At 62.9% G+C, this 19070-nt stretch carries 20 protein-coding genes; 13 read left to right on the forward strand and 7 right to left on the reverse strand.

Annotated features, from left to right (window positions below):
• Window positions 1-50 precede the first annotated feature (50 nt).
• Together J2X76_RS18555 and J2X76_RS18560 are read right to left on the reverse strand one after the other, a co-directional pair.
• Complete coding sequence (locus tag J2X76_RS18555) at window positions 51-824, reverse strand: formyl transferase (RefSeq protein ID WP_113129172.1); 774 nt, start codon at window positions 822-824, stop codon at window positions 51-53.
• A gap of 58 nt (window positions 825-882) precedes the next feature.
• Window positions 883-1524 carry a DUF1638 domain-containing protein gene (locus tag J2X76_RS18560; protein WP_310218750.1) on the reverse strand — a complete coding sequence of 214 codons (642 nt, stop codon included), beginning with the start codon at window positions 1522-1524 and terminating at the stop codon, window positions 883-885.
• A 14-nt stretch (window positions 1525-1538) separates the two neighbouring features.
• Here J2X76_RS18560 and J2X76_RS18565 point away from each other — a divergent pair, with 14 nt between their 5' ends.
• The gene (locus J2X76_RS18565; protein WP_113129174.1) at window positions 1539-1697 is read left to right on the forward strand and encodes an entericidin; all 159 of its coding nucleotides are present in this window, start codon (window positions 1539-1541) and stop codon (window positions 1695-1697) included.
• Between the two features lie 30 nt (window positions 1698-1727).
• Here J2X76_RS18565 and J2X76_RS18570 read toward each other — a convergent pair whose 3' ends face one another.
• Entirely contained in the window at window positions 1728-2429 is a 702-nt protein-coding gene (locus J2X76_RS18570; protein ID WP_113129175.1) for a B12-binding domain-containing protein, read from the reverse strand.
• 264 nt (window positions 2430-2693) lie between these two features.
• Between J2X76_RS18570 and J2X76_RS18575 the strand changes: the two genes are divergently transcribed.
• From J2X76_RS18575 to J2X76_RS18590, 4 genes are all read left to right on the forward strand, one after another.
• Entirely contained in the window at window positions 2694-4268 is a 1575-nt protein-coding gene (locus J2X76_RS18575) for a trimethylamine methyltransferase family protein (RefSeq protein WP_113284845.1), read from the forward strand.
• Window positions 4269-4369: 101 nt separating this feature from the next.
• A complete protein-coding gene (locus tag J2X76_RS18580; protein WP_310218752.1) occupies window positions 4370-5047 on the forward strand; it encodes a ferredoxin in 678 nt (225 codons plus the stop codon).
• A gap of 149 nt (window positions 5048-5196) precedes the next feature.
• Window positions 5197-5658 (forward strand): RNA polymerase sigma factor, encoded by a 462-nt coding sequence (locus J2X76_RS18585; protein WP_405030065.1) that lies wholly within the window; start codon window positions 5197-5199, stop codon window positions 5656-5658.
• Window positions 5655-7745 carry a VWA domain-containing protein gene (locus tag J2X76_RS18590; RefSeq protein WP_310218895.1) on the forward strand — a complete coding sequence of 697 codons (2091 nt, stop codon included), beginning with the start codon at window positions 5655-5657 and terminating at the stop codon, window positions 7743-7745. Before J2X76_RS18585 ends, J2X76_RS18590 begins: the two co-directional genes overlap by 4 nt.
• 1 nt (window position 7746) lies before the next feature.
• On the opposite strand, the gene J2X76_RS18595 is transcribed toward J2X76_RS18590, so the two are convergent.
• The 3 genes from J2X76_RS18595 to J2X76_RS18605 form a co-directional block, all read right to left on the reverse strand.
• A complete protein-coding gene (locus J2X76_RS18595) occupies window positions 7747-8091 on the reverse strand; it encodes a hypothetical protein (RefSeq protein ID WP_113129180.1) in 345 nt (114 codons plus the stop codon).
• Window positions 8092-8115: 24 nt separating this feature from the next.
• Window positions 8116-9129: a betaine--homocysteine S-methyltransferase gene (gene bmt / locus J2X76_RS18600; protein WP_113129181.1), complete on the reverse strand. Its 1014-nt coding sequence runs from the start codon at window positions 9127-9129 to the stop codon at window positions 8116-8118.
• A gap of 120 nt (window positions 9130-9249) precedes the next feature.
• Window positions 9250-10245, reverse strand: a complete 996-nt coding sequence (locus J2X76_RS18605) for an ABC transporter substrate-binding protein (protein ID WP_310218754.1) — start codon at window positions 10243-10245, stop codon at window positions 9250-9252.
• A 756-nt stretch (window positions 10246-11001) separates the two neighbouring features.
• Here J2X76_RS18605 and cobU point away from each other — a divergent pair.
• Window positions 11002-11523: a bifunctional adenosylcobinamide kinase/adenosylcobinamide-phosphate guanylyltransferase gene (gene cobU / locus J2X76_RS18610; RefSeq protein ID WP_113284850.1), complete on the forward strand. Its 522-nt coding sequence runs from the start codon at window positions 11002-11004 to the stop codon at window positions 11521-11523.
• Here the strand turns inward: cobU and J2X76_RS18615 are convergent.
• The gene (locus J2X76_RS18615; protein ID WP_310218756.1) at window positions 11520-12305 is read right to left on the reverse strand and encodes a TSUP family transporter; all 786 of its coding nucleotides are present in this window, start codon (window positions 12303-12305) and stop codon (window positions 11520-11522) included. The two genes, cobU and J2X76_RS18615, sit on opposite strands and share 4 nt — an antisense overlap.
• A 178-nt stretch (window positions 12306-12483) precedes the next feature.
• Between J2X76_RS18615 and J2X76_RS18620 the strand changes: the two genes are divergently transcribed.
• The 7 genes from J2X76_RS18620 (at window position 12484) to J2X76_RS18650 (ending at window position 18940) form a co-directional block, all read left to right on the forward strand.
• A complete protein-coding gene (locus J2X76_RS18620) occupies window positions 12484-13455 on the forward strand; it encodes a nucleoside hydrolase (protein WP_310218757.1) in 972 nt (323 codons plus the stop codon).
• 130 nt (window positions 13456-13585) lie between these two features.
• Entirely contained in the window at window positions 13586-13870 is a 285-nt protein-coding gene (locus J2X76_RS18625) for an acyl carrier protein (RefSeq protein ID WP_092662234.1), read from the forward strand.
• Between the two features lie 31 nt (window positions 13871-13901).
• On the forward strand, window positions 13902-14375 hold the full coding sequence (locus tag J2X76_RS18630) for a 3-hydroxyacyl-ACP dehydratase FabZ family protein (RefSeq protein WP_113129185.1): 474 nt from the start codon (window positions 13902-13904) through the stop codon (window positions 14373-14375).
• Window positions 14376-14415: 40 nt separating this feature from the next.
• Window positions 14416-15615, forward strand: coding sequence for a beta-ketoacyl-ACP synthase (locus J2X76_RS18635; RefSeq protein WP_310218760.1), 1200 nt, complete (start codon window positions 14416-14418; stop codon window positions 15613-15615).
• 11 nt (window positions 15616-15626) lie between these two features.
• A complete protein-coding gene (locus J2X76_RS18640; RefSeq protein WP_113129187.1) occupies window positions 15627-16913 on the forward strand; it encodes a beta-ketoacyl-ACP synthase in 1287 nt (428 codons plus the stop codon).
• Window positions 16914-16971: 58 nt separating this feature from the next.
• Entirely contained in the window at window positions 16972-18000 is a 1029-nt protein-coding gene (locus tag J2X76_RS18645; protein WP_113129188.1) for a zinc-binding dehydrogenase, read from the forward strand.
• Between the two features lie 10 nt (window positions 18001-18010).
• Entirely contained in the window at window positions 18011-18940 is a 930-nt protein-coding gene (locus J2X76_RS18650; protein ID WP_113129189.1) for a lipid A biosynthesis lauroyl acyltransferase, read from the forward strand.
• The last annotated feature ends 130 nt before the right edge of the window (window positions 18941-19070 follow it).

Below are 19070 nucleotides of genomic sequence, written 5' to 3' on the forward strand. Positions count from 1 at the left end.
CGCACACAGCCAATTACGACGTGGATGCCGGAGGGCCTTACCAGATGCGCCTACCAGATGTTTCGGGTCAGCCCGTGGTAGACCCAGGTCCAGACCGGCGGCGGGAAGCGGAGAGCGGAGAGACCTTGCGGCTGGTACGGTCTGAGGGTGCCGTCGATGGCGTCACGCAGCGCGCGAACGCTGATGTCGACGGAAGACGCGGTCATCAGCAGCGGATAGGTGGCGAGCGTATCGGCGCGCGCCGGCGTCACGCGGTTCTCGTAAAGCGTCCCGCCGGTATCGATGCCCTTGTCGACCAGATGCACGGTCGCGCCAAAATTCTTCTCGTCGCCTTCGACGCGCGACCAGTAGCCGCCCATCTGGCCGCGATACATGGGGTTGATGCCGGCATGGAAATTGATAACGGGGCAGGGGATCGCGGCAAGCGTCGCAGGCGAGAGGATGCGGCAGGATATGGTGAAGATCGCTGCCGGTTTCAGGCTTGTCACCGCTGCGTGACAGGCCGGATCGTTGAGCGATGGCACATGCGTGACGGGGATCGCCGGGTTCGGCTCGGCGGAATGGCCGTAGTCGCGGATGATGTCGGCGGAGCGCCTTGCCGCAACGCTCTTGGTCAGCCTCGAGGCGATCATCGTCGCGAGCTGGCCAAGCGCGGTGAGCCAGCCGAACCGCCGGGCGCGGCGTTTCAGCAGCGTGCCCTTCGATTCCGGCTGCTCCTCGATGACATGCAGATCGGGAAAATGTTTTGCCAGCGCATTGATCATCACCTGCGGGTTCACCCCGCCTGACGTCATCACCACGATCCGAGAATTCCGGTCCTGCATCGTCCCCTCCGCACCAGCGTAAGGGCCGCACTCTTTAGCCGAAGGACCGAAGAAACGGTTAAACCGAGCGTAACGCCTGCGTGAGGTCGCCATATCCGGTGAAGCGATATTCGTATTCCAGGCCGAGATAGCCGGCCGCCGCGCGCGCCTTGTCCTGAAGCGCCTCGTCCTCCTCCTGGCTGAGATAGACGAGCTTTCGATAATTGCCGAAATACATGTCCTTCAGCTGCGGATGGCGGTCGAGGCCGAGCGGTTCGATAACGAAGGCCTCGAACTGGCGGGCGAGGAAGTCGGTCAGGAAAAAGGAGAACAGGTCTTCGTCCGCTTTTGCTGCAAAAGCATCATTGCCGGCGAAGAAGGAATAACAGTGCGGGCCTTCGATGCGGGCGATGCCCTCGCGTGCGCAGAGCCTGTCGATATCGCCGCCGGTTCCGCAATCGGCATAGGCGAAAAAGATCTTTTCGAAGCCGGCTTTCCGCGCCTCGGCGACGGCCTTTTCGAGCCCCGGGACGATCTTCTGCGGATAGGCGTGCCAGATCGCCGGAAGACAGTTGAGGTCGATATGACCGAGGCCCTGCTGCCTAGAAACGGCGAGAATTTCGCGCGCGATCGCTCCGCACGCGATCACGTGAACTTTTTCGCGAGTTGAACGTTCCTTTGCCGGAAATTCCATTTCCGCCACGATCTCATCTCTTTTCATCGGAGTATTCTATCATGACGGCCAAGACAGTCACGGTGATCGCAGCACTTCTCGCGACGATGGTTTCACTCGCCTCCTGCGGCAATACCATCCGCGGCATGGGCAAGGATGCGGCCAACACCGTCAACGCCACGCAGGATGCTGGCCGCCGGGTCGATCGCGCCGCGCGCTAAGAGGTCGCCGTCAGCAAGCCGTCCGGTGCCTCAGGCGCCGGCGGCGAGGCTGTTGTGCTTGCGGCGGATATATTCCTTTGCCGTTTCGACCGCGACCGCCGCATCGCGGCAATAGGCATCGGCGCCGACCGCCTTGCCGAATTCCTCATTGAGGGGAGCGCCGCCGACCAGCACGATATAGTCGTCGCGCATGCCCTTTTCCTTCAGCGTATCGATGACCACCTTCATGTAGGGCATGGTCGTGGTCAGAAGCGCCGACATTCCCAGAATATCCGGCTGCTCCCGCTCGATCGCGTCGAGGTAGTTCTCGACCGGGTTGTTGATGCCGAGATCGACGACGTCGAAGCCCGCACCTTCCATCATCATGCCGACCAGGTTCTTGCCGATGTCGTGGATGTCGCCCTTGACCGTGCCGATCACCATCTTGCCGAGCTTCGGGGCACCGGTCTCGGCCAGCAGGGGCCGCAGGATGGTCATCCCGGCCTTCATCGCATTGGCCGACAGCAGCACTTCCGGAACGAACAGGATGCCGTCGCGGAAATCGATGCCGACGATGCGCATGCCTTCGACCAGCGCCTGGGTGAGCACGTCGTAAGGCGTCCAGCCGCGTGAAAGCAGGATATTGGTCGCCTCCTCGATCTCCTCCTTCAAGCCGTCGTAAAGATCGTCGTGCATCTGCTGCACGAGTTCTTCGTCGGAAAGTTCCGCCAGGATGATTTCGTCGTCGGACATGCAATGCTTCCCTTCGTTCGAGGGGCCGGCTGTTCGAGCCGGCAAATCAGACGCTGACCGTCTTGACTATCTGTACCTTTATTTCGCTTGGCAATTTCTTTCGTATGCGACAGCGGCGCGTCGGAAAAACGACGCAGGTTCGCGGCGAGAATGTCTGTCCTGTACAAACCCGTGACGCAGAAAGGCGGGGCTCGGCTTGCGCTTGGGCCTAGCATGGCTCATCAAAAGCTTGAGGCGCTTGTCAAAGCGGAGGCGAGGAAGCACATGGACGATTTGACCCCAGAGACGGAACCGGCAGGCGGTGGCGCGAGACGCGGCCGCGGCGAGCGGGGAGCGGCAGGCCGCCGTGCGGCGCGGGCCGGCAGCGGCCCCGGCCCGTCCCTGCCTTACATCACCCGTAAAATCGGGGTTTACGAAGTGCTGGACGAAGAGGGCCTGGCTCTCATCGAACGCAACGCCGATCTCATCCTGGAAGAGATCGGCATCGAATTCCGCGACGACGACGAAGCGCTCGATCTCTGGGCCAAGGCCGGCGCGGATGTCCAGGGCCATCGGGTGCATTTCCCGAAGGGCCTCTGCCGCGAGCTTCTCAAGACCGCGCCGAGCGAATTCACCTGGCATGCGCGCAATCCGGAACGCAACGTCCAGATCGGCGGCAAGGCGACGGTGTTTGCGCCGGTCTACGGCCCTCCCTTCGTGCGCGATCTCGACGGCAAGCGCCGTTATGCGACGATCGAGGATTTCCGCAATTTCGTGAAGCTCGCCTATATGGCGCCGTCGATGCATTCGTCGGGCGGCACGGTCTGCGAACCGGTCGACGTGCCGGTCAACAAGCGGCATCTCGACATGGTCTACAGCCATATCAAATATTCCGACAAGCCGTTCATGGGTTCCGTCACGGCGCCGGAGCGCGCCGAGGACACGATCGCGATGGCGAAACTGGTGTTCGGCGACGAGTTTGTCGAGAACAATTGCGTCACGCTGAACCTCATCAACGCCAATTCGCCGATGGTGTTCGACGGAACCATGCTGGGCGCGCTGAAAGTCTATGCGCGGCATAATCAGGCTTCCGTCGTTTCACCCTTCATCCTGTCCGGCGCCATGAGCCCGGTGACGGTGACGGGCACGCTGACGCAGATCCTGGCCGAAGTGCTGGCCGGCGCGGCGCTGACCCAGCTGATCCGCAAGGGTTCGCCGGTCCTGTTCGGCACGTTCGCGGCATCGATCTCGATGCAGTCGGGCGCGCCCACTTTCGGCACGCCGGAACCGTCACTGGTCTCTTACGGAGCGGCCCAGCTCGCCCGGCGTCTCGGCCTGCCGTTCCGCACCGGCGGTTCGCTTTGCGGCTCGAAAGTGCCGGATGCGCAGGCGGCGCACGAATCGGCCAACACGCTGAACACGACATTGCTCGCCGGCACCAATTTCGTGCTGCATGCGGCGGGCTGGCTGGAAGGCGGCCTGGTGTCGTCCTATGAGAAGTTCATGATCGACCAGGACCAGCTCGGCATGATGCAGAAGATGGCGCAGGGCGTCGATCTTTCCGAAGAAGGCCAGGCGCTCGACGCCATCCGCGAGGTCGGCCCGGGCAGCCATTATCTCGGCTGCGCGCACACCCAGGCACATTTCCAGACGGCGTTCTATCGTTCGGCGCTGATGGACAACAACTCGTTCGAGCAGTGGGAGATCGAGGGCGAGAAGCGGATCGAGCAGCGCGCCAATGCGCTCTGCCGCTCCTGGCTCGACAGTTACGAAGCGCCGCCGCTCGACCCGGCGATCGACGAGGCGCTGCTCGCCTTCATCAAGGACCGCAAGGATTCGATGCCCGACGCCTTCACCTGAAGAGAGCCCGATGCCGCCAGGGAGCAAGGCGGCGCCAGGCTGGTCGCCGATTTCATCCAGGAAGGGGTCTGGCGGCCGCACTACCGATACCAGGGGCCGCGGTGAAGGGCGCATCAGCCGTTCTGGCAGAGATTGCCGCAGCGCTCGAACCACAGGGTATCCTGATCCGCGGCGTGGTGAATTTCGGAGCGGGCGAGGGGCCGTTGCTGGGCGACGGCTCCACTGCCAAATCCGTCGTGCTGCTCGGCAATGCCGGCGGCTCGATCTGGCCGGCTTTCACGCAATGGCGGAAAGATCATGACGGCCCCGATCCCCTCGATAGATGGTCGAAGGCCTTTGTCGGGCCGCTCGCCGAGCGTCTCGCTGCGATGGCCTATTTCCCCTCCGATCCTCCCTGGCAGCCGTTCCAGCAATGGGCGATGAGGGCCGAAGGCCTGAAGCCCTCGCCGCTCGGCATCCTCATCCATCCGCAATTCGGGCTCTGGCATGGGTATCGCGGCGCTCTCGGTTTTCAATTTGCGATCGAAAAGGCGTTTAAGGAAGCCGAGCATCCTTGCGACGGCTGCGTCGGGAAACCTTGCCTGTCGGCCTGTCCCGTCGACGCTGTCGGCCTGTCGGGTTTCGATATTCCCCGATGTCGCACCTATCTTGCGAGCGATGCGGGCATGGCGACATGCATGGTTTCGGGCTGTGCGGCCCGAAATGCCTGTCCGGTCGGCGCCAGATATCGCTACCCGGCGGAGCAGCTACGGTTTCACATGGAAGCGCTGATGCGGTGAGCTCAAAATTTTTTTCCGGGATACCCCAAGGAATTTCCGCGCGAAACGTCTAAGCTCTGAACGGCGGAAAAGCGGGCGATCAAGTGAGCGCGGAAATCCTCGATAAGGCATGCCAGGGCGATCGGAACGCGTTCTCAGCGCTCGTCGAGATGCATTACGATTTCATCCATGCGGTCGCCTGGCGCTGGTGCGGCACGCAGAGCGATGCGGAAGACATCGCCCAGGAGGTCTGCATTCGCCTCGCCAAGGCGATCCGCAGCTTCAAGGGGCAGTCGGCATTCCGCACCTGGCTTTATACGATGACGCTGAATGCGGTGCGCGACCATCAGCGCCAATCCTCGCGACGGCGGCGCGATCAGGACCGGATCGCCAACGATCCGATCTTTTTCGCCCATGTTTCGCCGGAGGAAGACGAGCGCGGCGACTGGCTGTGGGCGGCGGTGCGACGTCTGCCGGAAAAACAGCGTGATGCGGTTCTGCTGGTTCACAGCGAGGGCCTGTCCCATGCGGCTGCAGCGGGAATTCTCGACTGCAGTGAAAACACGGTCTCCTGGCATCTGCACGAGGCGCGCAAACGATTGAAGGACCTTCTGAAGAAGGAGGCGGTCTGACCATGACGGACGAATTCGACCAACTCGGCAACTTGGCCCCGGCGCCCCGCGCTTCCAGTACGGCGCGCGCCCGTGCGCTTGCCGCCGCCATGCAGGCCTTCGACGAAACGGAAAAAAATGCGGCGCGCAGCAAAGGAAATTCCTGGCGGCCGCGTCAAAGCTCTGTTCTCAACCGGATCTGGAGCACCCGCATGGTCACCCAACACCGCTATCTCGCCGGCTCGGCGCTCGCCACTCTTCTGATCATCCCGACGGCTGCCCTGCTCACCTTCGAAATCACCCGCGGCAGCCTGCCGAGTTCGGGGCAGGTCGCCCTGCCGCAAGTCATCGACGCGCCGAAACCCGGAACGGAAAAGGTGCAAATGCCGTCGGTCGCCCGGCCGGCCGAATCGCGCCAGCAGGACGCGGATCGAAAGAGCGATGCCGCCGCGCAGCCGGCTCCATCCTTGAAGCAAGGCGATTTCAGCGAGGCGGATATCGCCCGTCTGCTGAAGAAGCAGGAGGCCAGCGGCGCAGCCCAGCGGAGCACGGGGCCTGCTGCGTTGAGAGCCACGGCGCCGATGCCTGCGCCGGCACCGCCGGCCATGGCCGAACGCGCCATGCCATTGGCCGCAGCCCCGCGTTACGCGCCCGCCGAGCGCGAAATCCTGCCGCCGCTCGAACAAAGCCGCGACCGTTTCGCCAATGCGGACACCAATCCGGTCAAAAGCGTTGCTGCCGATCCGGTCTCGACCTTCTCCGTCGATGTCGACACGGCATCCTATGCCATCGTCCGCCGTTCGCTGATGGAAGGGCGGCTGCCCGATCCCGACAGCGTGCGCGTCGAGGAGATGATCAACTATTTCCCCTACGACTGGCCGCGGCCGCAGACGGCCGCCGAACCGTTCCGCACCACAGTCACCGTCACGCCGACACCGTGGAATACCGGCACGCGGCTGATGCATGTGGCGATCAAGGGTTTCGAGACCGCGCCGGCAGCGCAGCCCGCCGCCAATCTCGTCTTCCTGATCGACGTCTCGGGCTCGATGAACGCACCGGACAAGCTGCCGCTCCTGAAAAGCGCCTTCCGCCTGCTGGTCGGCAAGCTGAAGCCGGAAGACAAGGTTTCGATCGTCACCTATGCCGGCAATGCCGGGACGGTGCTGGAGCCGACGTCTGCCCGCGAACGCGACAAGATCCTCGCGGCGATCGACAATCTGAGGCCGGGCGGTTCGACGGCCGGCGCCGAAGGCATCGATGCGGCCTATCGGCTGGCGCGCCAGGCCTTCATCCAAGGCGGCGTCAACCGGGTGATGCTGGCGACCGACGGCGACTTCAACGTCGGCGCGTCCAGCGACGAGGAGTTGAAGCGCATCATCGAGCAGCGACGCAAGGACGGCATCTTCCTGTCGGTGCTGGGCTTCGGCGAGGGCAATCTCAACGACGGCCTGATGCAGACGCTGGCCCAGAACGGCAATGGCACCGCCGCCTATATCGACACGCTTGCCGAGGCGCAGAAGGCGCTGGTCGAGGAGGCCGGTTCGACACTCTTCCCGATCGCCAAGGACGTCAAAATCCAGGTCGAGTTCAATCCGCAGCAGATCTCCGAATACCGCCTCGTCGGCTACGAGACCCGGGCGTTGAAACGCGAGGATTTCAACAATGACAAGGTGGATGCGGGCGATATCGGCTCTGGCCATGCGGTGACGGCAATCTACGAGGTGACGCCGAAGGGCAGCCCATCGGCGCTCAACGACCCGCTGCGTTACGGCCCGGCAGCGCCTGCCGCGCCGGTTGCGGTCTCCGATGAAATGGCCTTCGTCAAAATCCGCTACAAGCAGCCGGATGGCGATGCCAGCAAGCTGATCACCACGCCGGTCACCGAGATGAATGCTGTGCGGGATTTTTCCTCGGCCCCCCAGGATGTCCGCTTCGCCACGGCTGTGGCCGCCTTCGGGCAGAAACTGCGCGGCACCGATGCGCTCGACGCCTATCCCTACCGCCTGATCCTCGACATGGCGCGCAATGCCCGCGGCGAGGACGCATTCGGATATCGCGGCGGGTTCCTCGATCTGGTGCGGCTCGCCGAAACGCTCGACCGCCGGTAAATCAGGCCTTCGGGTAGGCCCGCTCCAGTCCGCCGGAGCGGGTCAATCCGTTGCGGAAGGCGGCGTAGGCCGGATGCTGGCTCGATTTCGCCGCTTCCATCAGCCGGATCTGCAGCCGGGCAGGGGCCGTATTGCCGATCCATTCGCCGCATTTCTGCAGTTTCAGCGAATTGAGGAATTTCGCCTCGGAGGCTTGGTCGAGATAAAGGTGCAGACCGTCGAGCAGCAGATCGTCGGAGGTCGGATTTTCCATCAGCAGCGTCAGCCAGGACTGGTTCTCGGCCGAAAAACTCGAAAGACTTTCAGCCACCGTTTCCCGGCTGCCGATCGGGGATATGTTTGCCATGTCTTTGTCCTTCAGCCTCGTGCGTCAGCCGCGGCGGCGACGTCTTTCCCGGCCGGAATCTCCGCCCGATTCGCTGGCGGTCTTATTGCGCAGCGGGCCGATCTTGTCGACGATTTCCTCGATCGTCGGTCTCGGACGAGGTGTATAACCGTCGAGCGCGGCGCGCATGGCGGCGAGGTGCTCGCAGGAGGTGCCGCAGCATCCGCCGATGATTCTCGCTCCGGCGTCGCGGGCAAGCCTCGCATATTCGGCCATCAGCGGCGGCGTACCGGAATAGAAGATCTCTGAGCCGCGAAATTCGGGAATGCCGCAATTGCCCTTGACGATGGTGACCGCATCGGGATCGGCCGCCGTCATGTCGAGCAGGCTGGAGAGGATATCGGATGCGCCGACGCCGCAATTGGCGCCGACCGCGACCGGACCTTCGCCGACGTCGCTCGCGACGCCGTGAATCTGTTTGGGATCGAGGCCCATCATCGTCCTGCCGGCGGTGTCGAAGGAACCCGTGTAAGTGTAGGGCAAGCCGACCCTGACGGCGGCTTCGGCCGCTGCGCGGATTTCCTCCGGCGCGGACATGGTCTCGATCCAGGCGACGTCGGCGCCGCCGGCTTTCAGGCCCTCGATCTGTTCCGCGAAGGCCGCGACCGCGTCCTCGTAGGTCATGGCGCCGAGCGGCACCAGCAATTCGCCGGTCGGGCCGACAGAACCCGCGACGATGACCTTCCTGCCAGCCCGGTCGGCAACCTTGCGGGCGATTGCCGCGGCAAGCCTGTTGAGCTCGTGCACCCGGCCTTCCGCCTTGTGCAGCTTCAGCCGCTGGCGCGTGCCGCCGAAAGAATTGGTGAGGATGATGTCGGCGCCCGCATCGACGAAATCCTGATGCAGCTTTTCGATCTTCTCAGGTGCTGCCTCGTTCCACAATTCCGGCGCTTCGCCGGCTTCCAGACCCATGGCGAAAAGATTGGTGCCGGTGGCGCCGTCGGCCAGAAGCACGCCTCTTTCGGCCAGAAGTTCGGTCAGTGCGTTGGCGGTCGGCATGGCGGCGCTCCCTGCAATTGAGAAAGATCATATAAAGAAGTCTTTATGTGATTTCAACTTGCGGCCGCGCGCCTTTTCGCGACGCCGGCGGCTCCAGCAACGCCGGTCCGGACGGCTCGCTCAGAGCGACGCCTTGACCTTGTCGGCGACATCAGGCGCAACCCACTTGGTCCAGATGTCCGGACTGGTTTTCAGGAAATGTCTGGCGGCCGCCTCATTGGTGCTCTTGTTCGCCTCCTGCCAGGCGAGCACGCTGTTGGCCGTCGCGTTGGTCCATTTGCGTCGCTTGATATAATCCATCGCCACCTCGGCCTTCTGCGCAAACTGCTTGGTCGCCAGCGTAAAGGCCTGCGAGGTCGGATAGGAATTCACCTTCGGGTTAGGACAATTGGGCACGGCGGTACAGGCGTCCCAATCGGCCCTGTCATGCGGCACTCCGAAGGAGAGTTTCACCATCTCGTATTTGCCGAGAAAGGCGGTGGGCGCCCAGTAATAACCGAGCCAGCCGGTCTTCTTCTCGAAGGCGGCGGCGATCGAACCATCGAGGCCCGCGGCCGTGCCGGTGTCGATCAGGTCGAAATTCTTCTCTTCTGCACCGAGAGCCCTGAAGAGATTCGCGGTCGAAACCTGACAGCTCCAGCCGGACGGGCAGTTGTAGACCGCGCCCCTGGCCGATTTCTGCAGACCCGGGAAAAGGTCCGGATGGGTAAGCGCCTGCGGAACCGTCTTGATGTCAGGATGCGCGTCGGCGAGGAATTTCGGGATCCACCAGCCTTCGACGGCCCCGTCGGACAGGATTTCGGCACCGAGCACCAGGCGACCTTCGGCAACGGCCTTGTCGAGCGAGGTGCGGACGGAATTGATCCAGAATTCCGGCGCAAGGTCCGGCTGCCCCCTTTCGTTCATCGAGGTGAAGGTCGGAAGCGTGTCGCCTGCAACGAGTTCGACCGTGCAGCCTAAACCCTGTTCAAGGATGATCTTGTCGAGATTGGCTGCGATGCCGGCCGAAGCCCAATTCATCTCGGCGATCGAGATGGAACCGCAATCGGCATAGGCAGAACCCGCGAAGGCATAAAGACCGCCGGCGAAGACCATGGAGGCGAGGTTTTTTTTCATCTTGAGACCCGGTCTTTTCCTTTCTGGACTGACTTCGACTGAGAGCGACGGCGTCGACCGATGGTGACAGCTTTTCACAGATACTGCGCATTTATATGTCAGCTCGGATCACCGTATGGTTTCCCTACGGGAAATCAACACGCACCACCCGGCGCATTTGAGGCAGGGCTGTGCCATTCCAGCAGGCCCCTGATTTTCTGCCGGAACTTCGCGATCCGAACGTCGAGCGTTTTCTCCTCGCTCGCCGGCTGGCTTTCGGTGATTGGGCCGCTTTTCCAATGCGTATTTATCGGGAGCCGTGGGGAAAGGCAGAAAAATGCGTAACTTACGGAGTTCACTAACCATCCGGTAAGAATGTCGCGTTATTGCTTTTCAGGCGGGCGGTTAGCTCGCGCCTGGCGCCGGATCAGGTAGTGCGTACCGGTTGCCCTCGCTGTCCAATGGCGGGCCTTGTTTTGTTGGCCCGCGGACGCTTCGTTTTCCGATTGTCGTCGAATTCATGATTGTCATCTCCGGGGCCGCAGGTCCTTTGGCAATCACGTGGATTTGTGGCCGAAATCGGCTGACCCGGGCCGGGTCAGCCGAGGCTGCCCTTGTCGACGAGGTCTGGTACTGCAGGCCGGGGCCGGTTGACAGCGGCACTTTCTAGCTGCACCATTTCCCGGTAATGCTTGACCAGAGACATCATCACCAACAGGGCCGGACGCCTCCTTATCTACGAATCGTCCGGTCCCCTCTGGTTCAGGCCATTTCTCCATGACACGCACCGGTCACGTTACCCTCGTCCTCGGCGGCGCCCGCTCGGGCAAGTCCGGCTTTTCGGAAAGGCTTGCGACAGAGAGCGGCCTGGAACGGCATTATCTCGCCACCGGCCGTGCCTATGACGACGAGATGCGGGAGCGTATCGCCCGCCACCGCGCCGATCGGGGAGACGGCTGGACCACACACGAAGTGCCGCTCGAGCTTGCGGAACGGCTGACCGAAATCGATGCGCCGGGCAAGGTCGTCCTCGTCGATTGCCTGACGCTGTGGGTCACCAACCTGATGATGGACGAGCGCGATATCGACGCAGCGGGCGCCACGCTGCTGAGGCAGTTCGAAAATCTCTCCGGGAACCTCATTCTCGTTTCCAACGAGGTCGGCCTCGGCATCGTGCCCGACAACAGGATGGCGCGGGAATTCCGGGACCATGCCGGCAGGCTGCATCAGCGGATCGCGGCGGCGGCCGACGCGGTGTTTTTCATCGCCGCCGGCCTGCCTCTCAAGATGAAGGGCTAGAAGCCGAGCCAGACGCGGACCGGATGCGACGGATCGGCGATCAGCTTCACGGCAAGCGCCAGGCACGAGATGACCAGCAGCGGCTTGATCAGTTTCGCGCCGTTCTTCATGGCGAGCCGCGAGCCGACCTGGGCCCCGAGGAACTGGCCGACGCCCATGATCAGACCGATCTTCCAGAGCACCGAACCGGTTGCCGCAAAGACCAGGAACGAACCGAAGTTCGAGCCGAGATTGATCAGCTTGGTATGGGCGGTCGCCTTCAGCATGCCGAAGCCCGCCAGAAGCACGAAACCCAGCATATAGAACGAACCGGCGCCCGGGCCGAATATGCCGTCGTAAAGCCCGACGAACGGCACGACCGTGACACCGAAAACGAAGGGCGTCACCCGTTGGTGACTGTCGGTGTCGTTGAGATTGGGCTTGATGGCGAAGAACAGCGCGATGGCGATCAGAAGGAAGGGGATCGCTGATGCAAGCCAGCCGGCCGGCACGAGGGAGGCGAGGGTGGCGCCCACGGCACCGCCGATCAGCGACATCCCGGCCATCGGCAGCTGGCTTTTGAGCTTCACATGACCACGCCGCGCATAGGCGATGGTCGCGGATGCCGAGCCGAACTGCGATTGCAGCTTGTTGGTGGCGAGCGATTCGAGCGGCGGAATGCCGGCAATCAGCATGACGGGAATGGTGATGAGCCCGCCGCCGCCGGCAATCGAATCGACGAAACCGGCGAATATGGCGGCAAGAAACAGCAGGAACAGGAACTGGAAGGCGAGGTCGGTCAAGGGAAGGAGACTCTGTAAGCGGAAGCGCACCCGGACGGGCGCGGCCTGCTTCTCGCATCGAACGTCAAGGACTGCAACCGCCTGAGGCAGGACCCCAGCCATGTCGCTTCCGGGATTGCGCATCATCGGTTTGGCGCTATTGTGCCCGGCTTTGAAGCCGCCGAATGAGGAAAAGCATATGCACAAGGTGATTTTCGACACGGATCCGGGCGTCGACGACGCAATGGCGTTGCTCTTCCTGCACCGGCATCCCGAGATCGAGCTGATCGGGGTCACCACCGTTTTCGGCAATGTGTCGCTCGACCTGACCACCCGCAATGCGCAATTCCTGCACAAGGAATGGGGAATTTCGGCGCCGCTCGCCAAAGGCGCCGACCGGACCATCGATCCGCTGCGCACCGACGATCGCGCCGCTTCCGTCGTGCACGGCCTGGATGGCCTCGGCAATATCGGCGTGCCCGAGACGGTCGACTGGCCGCTCGAGCCGCGTCCCGCCTACCAGTTCATCATCGACACCGTGCGCGACAATCCGGGCGAGGTGACGCTGATCGCCGTCGGCCGGATGACCAATCTGGCGCTGGCGCTGCAGGCCGATCCCGACTTCGCCGGTCTGGTCAAGGAAGTCATCGTCATGGGCGGCGCCTTTGACATGAACGGCAACGTCACGCCGGCCGCCGAAGCCAATATCCATGGCGATCCGGAGGCCGCCGACATCATCTTCACCACGCCCTGGAAGGTCACCATCGTCGGCCTCGACGTGACGATGAAGACCATCATGACGGCGGAATACCTGGCCGACATGGCCAAGTCCGGCGAAAAGTCGGTACAGCTGCTCTCCGACCTGTCGCAATATTACATCGAATTCTACAAGAGCCGGGTCGGCATCGCCGGCATGGCGGTGCATGACAGCACGGCCTGCGTCTATCTGGTGCGGCCGGATCTCTTCGCGCTGCGCGGCGGTCCGGTGCGGGTCGTTTGCGGCGGCATTGCCGACGGACAGACGATCCAGGCACCCGACAGCGGCCGCAAATTCGTCGGTTCGGCCTGGGACGGCCAGCCGAGCCAGTGGGTCTGCACCGATGTCCGTTCAGGCGAGGTGATCGAGGTCATTCGCGCCGCGCTGGTCGAGAGCCGGGCTTCGGGTGCGTAGGGCCGGGACCTGGCCGATTGCTGTTTAGGCAACAGTTCCGGTGCAAATTTTCCTGGCGGAACACGAGGCCATTGGCATTTGTGATCGATTTCCCTATGTGGAACCTTGATTTTGATATTCTGCAGAGGACATGGGCGTGACAGCTACATTCGACAAAGTTGCCGACATCATCGCTGAGACCAGCGAAATCGATCGCGAGACCATCACGCCGGAAAGCCACACGATCGATGACCTGGGCATCGACAGCCTGGACTTCCTGGACATCGTGTTTGCCATCGACAAGGAATTCGGCATCAAGATTCCGCTGGAACAGTGGACCCAGGAAGTGAACGAGGGCAAGGTTTCGACCGAGGAATATTTCGTCCTCAAGAACCTCTGCGCCAAGATCGACGAGCTGAAGGCGGCCAAGGGCTGATCATTGCTGATCTTCCCGGGCCGGCAATCCGATGCTGCTCGAATATTTCCAGATGATCGACCGCGTCGAAGCGGTCGACCTTACGGCAAAGGTGCTGAAGGCGCGATCGGTCGTGCCTTCCAAAAGCCCTGTCTTCGAAGGCCATTTTCCCGGAATGCCGCTGGTGCCGGGTGTGCTCCTGATCGAGACCATGGCGCAGGCCTCCGGTTTCATGGTGCTCGCCGCCACCGATTTCGCCGCCATGCCGTTCCTGATGTCGGTCGACGGCGCCAAGATGCGCACCTTCGTCGAGCCGGACGCGGTGCTCGACATCGAGGCGTTTCTGGAGCATGAGGGATCCGGTTATGCGGTGACCAAGGCGAAGATCACCAGCGCCGGCAAGAAGGTCTGCGACGCGCAGCTCAAGCTGCGCACGATGCCCTTCAGCGAAATTCCGCTTGCCCCGATCGTCCGCAAGCGTGCCGAGGAAGTCGGCCTGATGGACGCGATCGCCGCAGGCGCTTAAGAACTCACCCATGCAAGCCGGTTGAGTTAAAGAGGACATTATGAAGTCTGACAATGATGTCGTGATCACCGGTATCGGGATCGTCACCAGCCAGGGCGTTGGCAAGGAGCCGCATATCGCGCTTCTGTCGTCCACCGAGGCCGGAACCCCGAAAGTCGAAACCGACCGCTTTGCACCCTATCCGGTGCATCCGATGCCCGAAATCGACTGGTCGGCGCAGATCGCCAAGCGCGGCGACCAGCGCCAGATGGAGAACTGGCAGCGGCTCGGCGTGTTTTCCGCAGGCCTGGCACTCGACGATGCCGGCCTGAAGACCGACGCGGAAGCCTGCGCCTCCATGGACATGATCGTGGCTGCGGGCGGCGGCGAGCGCGACATCAAGGTCGATTCGCTGATCGTCGACGAGGCGCTGAAGCGCAACGACCGCGAAATGCTGCTCAACGAGAAGCTGACCACCGAGCTTCGTCCGACCCTGTTCCTGGCCCAGCTTTCCAATCTTGTCGCCGGCAATATCTCGATCGTTCACAAGGTCACCGGTTCGTCGCGCACCTTCATGGGCGAAGAGGCGGCCGGCATTTCCGCCGTCGAGACGGCCTTTCACCGCATCAAGGCGGGCCAGTCCACCCATAGCCTGGTCGGTGGTGCCTTCGTCGCCGAGCGCGCCGACATCATCCTTCTCGTCGAGGGTATCCGGGCGCATGCGACCGGCGACTGGCATCCGCTCTGGTCCCGTTCGGCCGACAATGGCGGCGGCATGATCATGGGCACGGTCGGCGCATTCCTGGTGCTCGAATCGCGTGCCCATGCCGAAGCGCGAGGCGCGCATATCTACGCGGTCATCGATGCGATCGAGGGCGATCGCGGCAATCGCGACGACGGCAGGCTCGAAAAGCGCCTGACCCGGCTTGCCGGCCATGCCTCGGATATCTCCAAGGCGGATACGGTCGTGTTTTCCGGCGCAAGCGGGATGGTCGATCTCGCCGCGCGCGAAAAATCGGTCCTGGAGAAGGAGTTTTCCGGCGCCGCGATCCGCGGGTTCGGCGGCGTGACCGGCCATGGCATGGAGGCGCAGTTCCCGCTCGGCCTGGCGCTGGCGGCGCTGACCTTGGATGGTGCGGCAAAAGTTCCCACATTCGATGCCCGGAACGAACAGCCGATGGCGACGCCTGCGAAACACGCGGTGGTGACGACGGTCGGTTATACGCGCGGCGAGGGCCTTGCGGTCCTCTCGGCCGCGTAAAGGAGATTTTGATGAGCGACAACCGCTTCAAGGATCATCTCGGCCGCCCGATCATTGCGATCACCGGCATGGGTGTCATCACCTCGCTCGGCCAGGGCTTGGCCGACAACTGGGCGGCGCTGACGTCCGGCACGTCGGGCATCCACAAGATCACCCGTTTCCCGACCGAAGGCCTGTCCACCCGGATCGCCGGCACGGTCGATTTCATCGCCGTGCCTGCCGAAAATTCCGTTGAGCGTTCCTTCGCATTTGCCCGCGAGACGACCACCGAGGCACTCGCCCAGTCGGGCCTTTCCGGCGATTTCGACGGACCGCTTTTCCTCGCCGCCCCGCCCGTCGAGCCGGAATGGAGCGACCGTTTCGCACTTGCCGACCGCGCCCCGCCGTCGAAGGCCGAGGGCGACGCCTATGACCGCTTCCTCGCCGCGATGCGCGAACGTCCCGATCCCGTCTTTCTCGAAGCCGTGCAGTTCGGCTCGATCTCGGAACGCCTGGCCGACAAGTTCGGCACGCGCGGTCTGCCCGTCACCCTCTCGACGGCCTGTGCTTCGGGCGTGACCGCGATCCAGCTCGGCGTCGAGGCGATCCGCCAGGGCCGTACCGACCGTTCGCTGGTGGTTGCGACCGATGGCTCGGTCAGCGCCGAAGCGCTGATCCGCTTTTCGCTGCTCTCGGCGCTCTCCACCCAGAACGACCCGCCGGAAAAGGCCTCCAAGCCGTTCAGCAAGGATCGCGACGGTTTCGTCATCGCCGAAGGTGCCGCGACGCTGGTGCTCGAATCGCTCGAATCGGCGATTGCCCGCGGCGCCAAGGTGCTCGGCATCATGAAGGGCTGCGGCGAAAAGGCCGACCATTTCCATCGCACCCGCTCGTCGCCGGATGGCGGCCCCGCCATCGCCACGATCCATGCGGCGCTTGCGGATGCCGGCATGGACGAAAGCGGCATCGGCTACATCAACGCGCATGGCACGTCGACGCCCGAAAACGACAAGATGGAATATGGCGCGATGCTGGCCGTCTTCGGCGACCGGCTGAAGGAAATCCCGGTTTCCTCCAACAAGTCGATGATCGGCCATACGCTGACGGCGGCAGGCGCGGTGGAGGCCGTGTTCTCGATCCAGACCATGCTGACCGGCACGCTGCCGCCGACCATCAACTACACCAATCCCGATCCGACGATCATGCTCGACGTGGTGCCGCACAAGAAGCGGGACGGGCAGCCGAAGGCCGTGCTTTCCAACTCATTCGGTTTCGGCGGACAGAACGCCAGCCTTGTCATGACGCTGGAACCGGCTTAGAGACCGTCGCCAATCACGTTTGACGAATTGGACGCCTCCGGGCGAAGGAAGACCTGTTATGCGCGCTCTGCAACTGATCGACGACCGGAAGCTCGAAGCGGTGGACATTCCCGAGCCGGAAGCCCCGGGCCCGGGCGAGGTCACCCTGCGGGTCAAGGCCGTCGCGCTCAATCATATCGACGTCTGGGGCTGGCGCGGCATGGCATTCGCCAAGCGCAAGATGCCGCTGACGATCGGGGCGGAAGCCTCCGGTGTGGTCGAGGCGATTGGGCCGGGCGTATCGAACGTGTTGCCGGGCCAGCTCGTGTCGATCTACGGCGCGCGCACCTGCGGCCTCTGCAAGCCCTGCCGCGAAAAGCGTGACAATCTCTGCGAACATGTTTCCGGCGTGCACGGCTTCCATCTGGACGGCTTTGCCCAGGAAAAGGCCAACCTGCCGGCCCGCCTGCTGGTGCCGGCACCTCCGGGCGTCGATGCGGTTGCCGCAGCGCTCGCACCGGTCACCTTCGGCACCGTCGAGCACATGCTGTTCGACAATGCAAAACTGCAGCCGGGCGAAACCATCCTTGTACACGCCGGCGGCTCCGGCATCGGCACGGCGGCGATCCAGCTTGCCAAGAAGATCGGCTGCACCGTCATCACCACGGTCGGCTCGGACGACAAGATCGAACGCGCCAGGGCGCTTGGTGCCGATCACGTCATCAACTACCGCACCGATCGCTTCGAGGGCGTGGTGCGCAAGCTCACCAAGAAGAAGGGCGTCGACGTCGTTTTCGAACATGTCGGCAAGGACACCTGGGCGGGCTCGATGCTGTGCATGAAGCGCGGCGGCCGGCTCGTCACCTGCGGCTCGACCTCCGGCGTTTCGACCGACATGAACCTGATGATGCTCTTCCAGCAGCAGTTGAAGCTGCTCGGTTCGTTCGGCTGTCGCATGGAGAACATGGCGGATGCCATGCAGAAGATGGCGCAGGGCATCGTTCATCCTGTGATCGACACGGAAGTCACCTTCGACGAGATCGACAAGGCGCTGGAGCGGATGGAAACCCGCCAGGTGTTCGGCAAGATCGTGCTCCGGATGGACTGAGGCGTTCCTCGTGAAGATGTTCGTTACCCGGATCGCTCTTGCGCTCCTGCACTTCCAGCAATGGCTGGTGGCGCAGAGTGCATTCGGGCTCCTCAATTTCCTGAAGATCTTTCCGGCGGATCCGGGCATCCGGTTCGCCGACCGGATGGCGCGCCGCATCGGGCCGAAGCTCGGCCGCCACAAGCTGATGCTGGTCAATCTGCGCAACGCCTATCCGGAAAAGACCGATGAGGAGCTGCAGGAGATCGCCGTCGCGAGCTGGGGCCACATGGGCAGGCTCGCCGCCGAATACGTCTTCCTCGACAGATTGTTCGATTTCGATCCGGAGCAGGACAAGCCGGGCAGGGTGGAAGTTTCCGGCATTCCGATTTTCGCCGACCTGCGCGACAATCCGCGGCCGTTCATCGTCTTTACTGCCCATACGGGCAATTTCGAACTGCTGCCGGTCGCCGGCAATGCGTTCGGCCTCGAAGTGACGGTTCTGTTCCGGCCGCCGAACAACCCCTATATCGCCGACAAGGTCTTCGCCTTCCGCAGCGCGCGCATGGGCCAGCTCGTGCCTTCGCATGCCGGCTCGTCCTTCGCGTTGGCGCGCAAGCTCGAAACCGGCGGCGGTGTCGGCGTTCTGGTGGACCAGAAATTCCGGAAAGGCCTCAAGACCACCTTCTTCGGCAGGCCGGTGCAGACCAGCCCGCTGCTCGCGAAGCTGGTACGGCAGTTCGATGCGGAAGTTTATCCGGCCCGCTGCATCCGCCTGCCCGGCAATCGTTTCCGGCTCGAGATCGAGCCGAAGATCGAATTGCCGCGCGACGCGACCGGCAAGCTCGACCTCCAGGCCACCGGACAGATCCTCAACGACAAGGTAGAAAGCTGGGTGCGGGAATATCCCGAACAATGGCTCTGGTACCACGACCGGTGGCATATCAAACGGTATCTTTAATCGGATAACCTGTCACATTGTGCCGCAGCCGAGGATTGTATAACTGGACTTTCTCCGTTAAGTCACCGGCGACAAATTGGGTCCGTTTCTGAGAGATAAATTAATCTGATTCGCATTGAATACTGGGAGC

It is taken from the genome of Neorhizobium sp. 2083 (assembly GCF_031455615.1).
Taxonomy (GTDB): domain Bacteria; phylum Pseudomonadota; class Alphaproteobacteria; order Rhizobiales; family Rhizobiaceae; genus Neorhizobium.

Bases quoted from the DNA above. Each gene is read 5' to 3' on its own strand.
- J2X76_RS18625 (WP_092662234.1), top strand. From the start codon at position 13,586: ATGGGCGTGACAGCTACATTCGACAAAGTTGCCGACATCATCGCTGAG.
- J2X76_RS18620 (WP_310218757.1), top strand. From the start codon at position 12,484: ATGCACAAGGTGATTTTCGACACGGATCCGGGCGTCGACGACGCAATG.
- J2X76_RS18635 (WP_310218760.1), top strand. From the start codon at position 14,416: ATGAAGTCTGACAATGATGTCGTGATCACCGGTATCGGGATCGTCACC.
- J2X76_RS18605 (WP_310218754.1), bottom strand. From the start codon at position 10,245: ATGAAAAAAAACCTCGCCTCCATGGTCTTCGCCGGCGGTCTTTATGCC.
- J2X76_RS18575 (WP_113284845.1), top strand. From the start codon at position 2,694: ATGGACGATTTGACCCCAGAGACGGAACCGGCAGGCGGTGGCGCGAGA.
- J2X76_RS18595 (WP_113129180.1), bottom strand. From the start codon at position 8,091: ATGGCAAACATATCCCCGATCGGCAGCCGGGAAACGGTGGCTGAAAGT.
- J2X76_RS18570 (WP_113129175.1), bottom strand. From the start codon at position 2,429: ATGTCCGACGACGAAATCATCCTGGCGGAACTTTCCGACGAAGAACTC.
- J2X76_RS18585 (WP_405030065.1), top strand. From the start codon at position 5,197: ATGCATTACGATTTCATCCATGCGGTCGCCTGGCGCTGGTGCGGCACG.
- J2X76_RS18565 (WP_113129174.1), top strand. From the start codon at position 1,539: ATGACGGCCAAGACAGTCACGGTGATCGCAGCACTTCTCGCGACGATG.
- J2X76_RS18560 (WP_310218750.1), bottom strand. From the start codon at position 1,524: ATGAAAAGAGATGAGATCGTGGCGGAAATGGAATTTCCGGCAAAGGAA.
- J2X76_RS18645 (WP_113129188.1), top strand. From the start codon at position 16,972: ATGCGCGCTCTGCAACTGATCGACGACCGGAAGCTCGAAGCGGTGGAC.
- J2X76_RS18630 (WP_113129185.1), top strand. From the start codon at position 13,902: ATGCTGCTCGAATATTTCCAGATGATCGACCGCGTCGAAGCGGTCGAC.
- J2X76_RS18555 (WP_113129172.1), bottom strand. From the start codon at position 824: ATGCAGGACCGGAATTCTCGGATCGTGGTGATGACGTCAGGCGGGGTG.
- bmt (WP_113129181.1), bottom strand. From the start codon at position 9,129: ATGCCGACCGCCAACGCACTGACCGAACTTCTGGCCGAAAGAGGCGTG.
- J2X76_RS18640 (WP_113129187.1), top strand. From the start codon at position 15,627: ATGAGCGACAACCGCTTCAAGGATCATCTCGGCCGCCCGATCATTGCG.
- cobU (WP_113284850.1), top strand. From the start codon at position 11,002: ATGACACGCACCGGTCACGTTACCCTCGTCCTCGGCGGCGCCCGCTCG.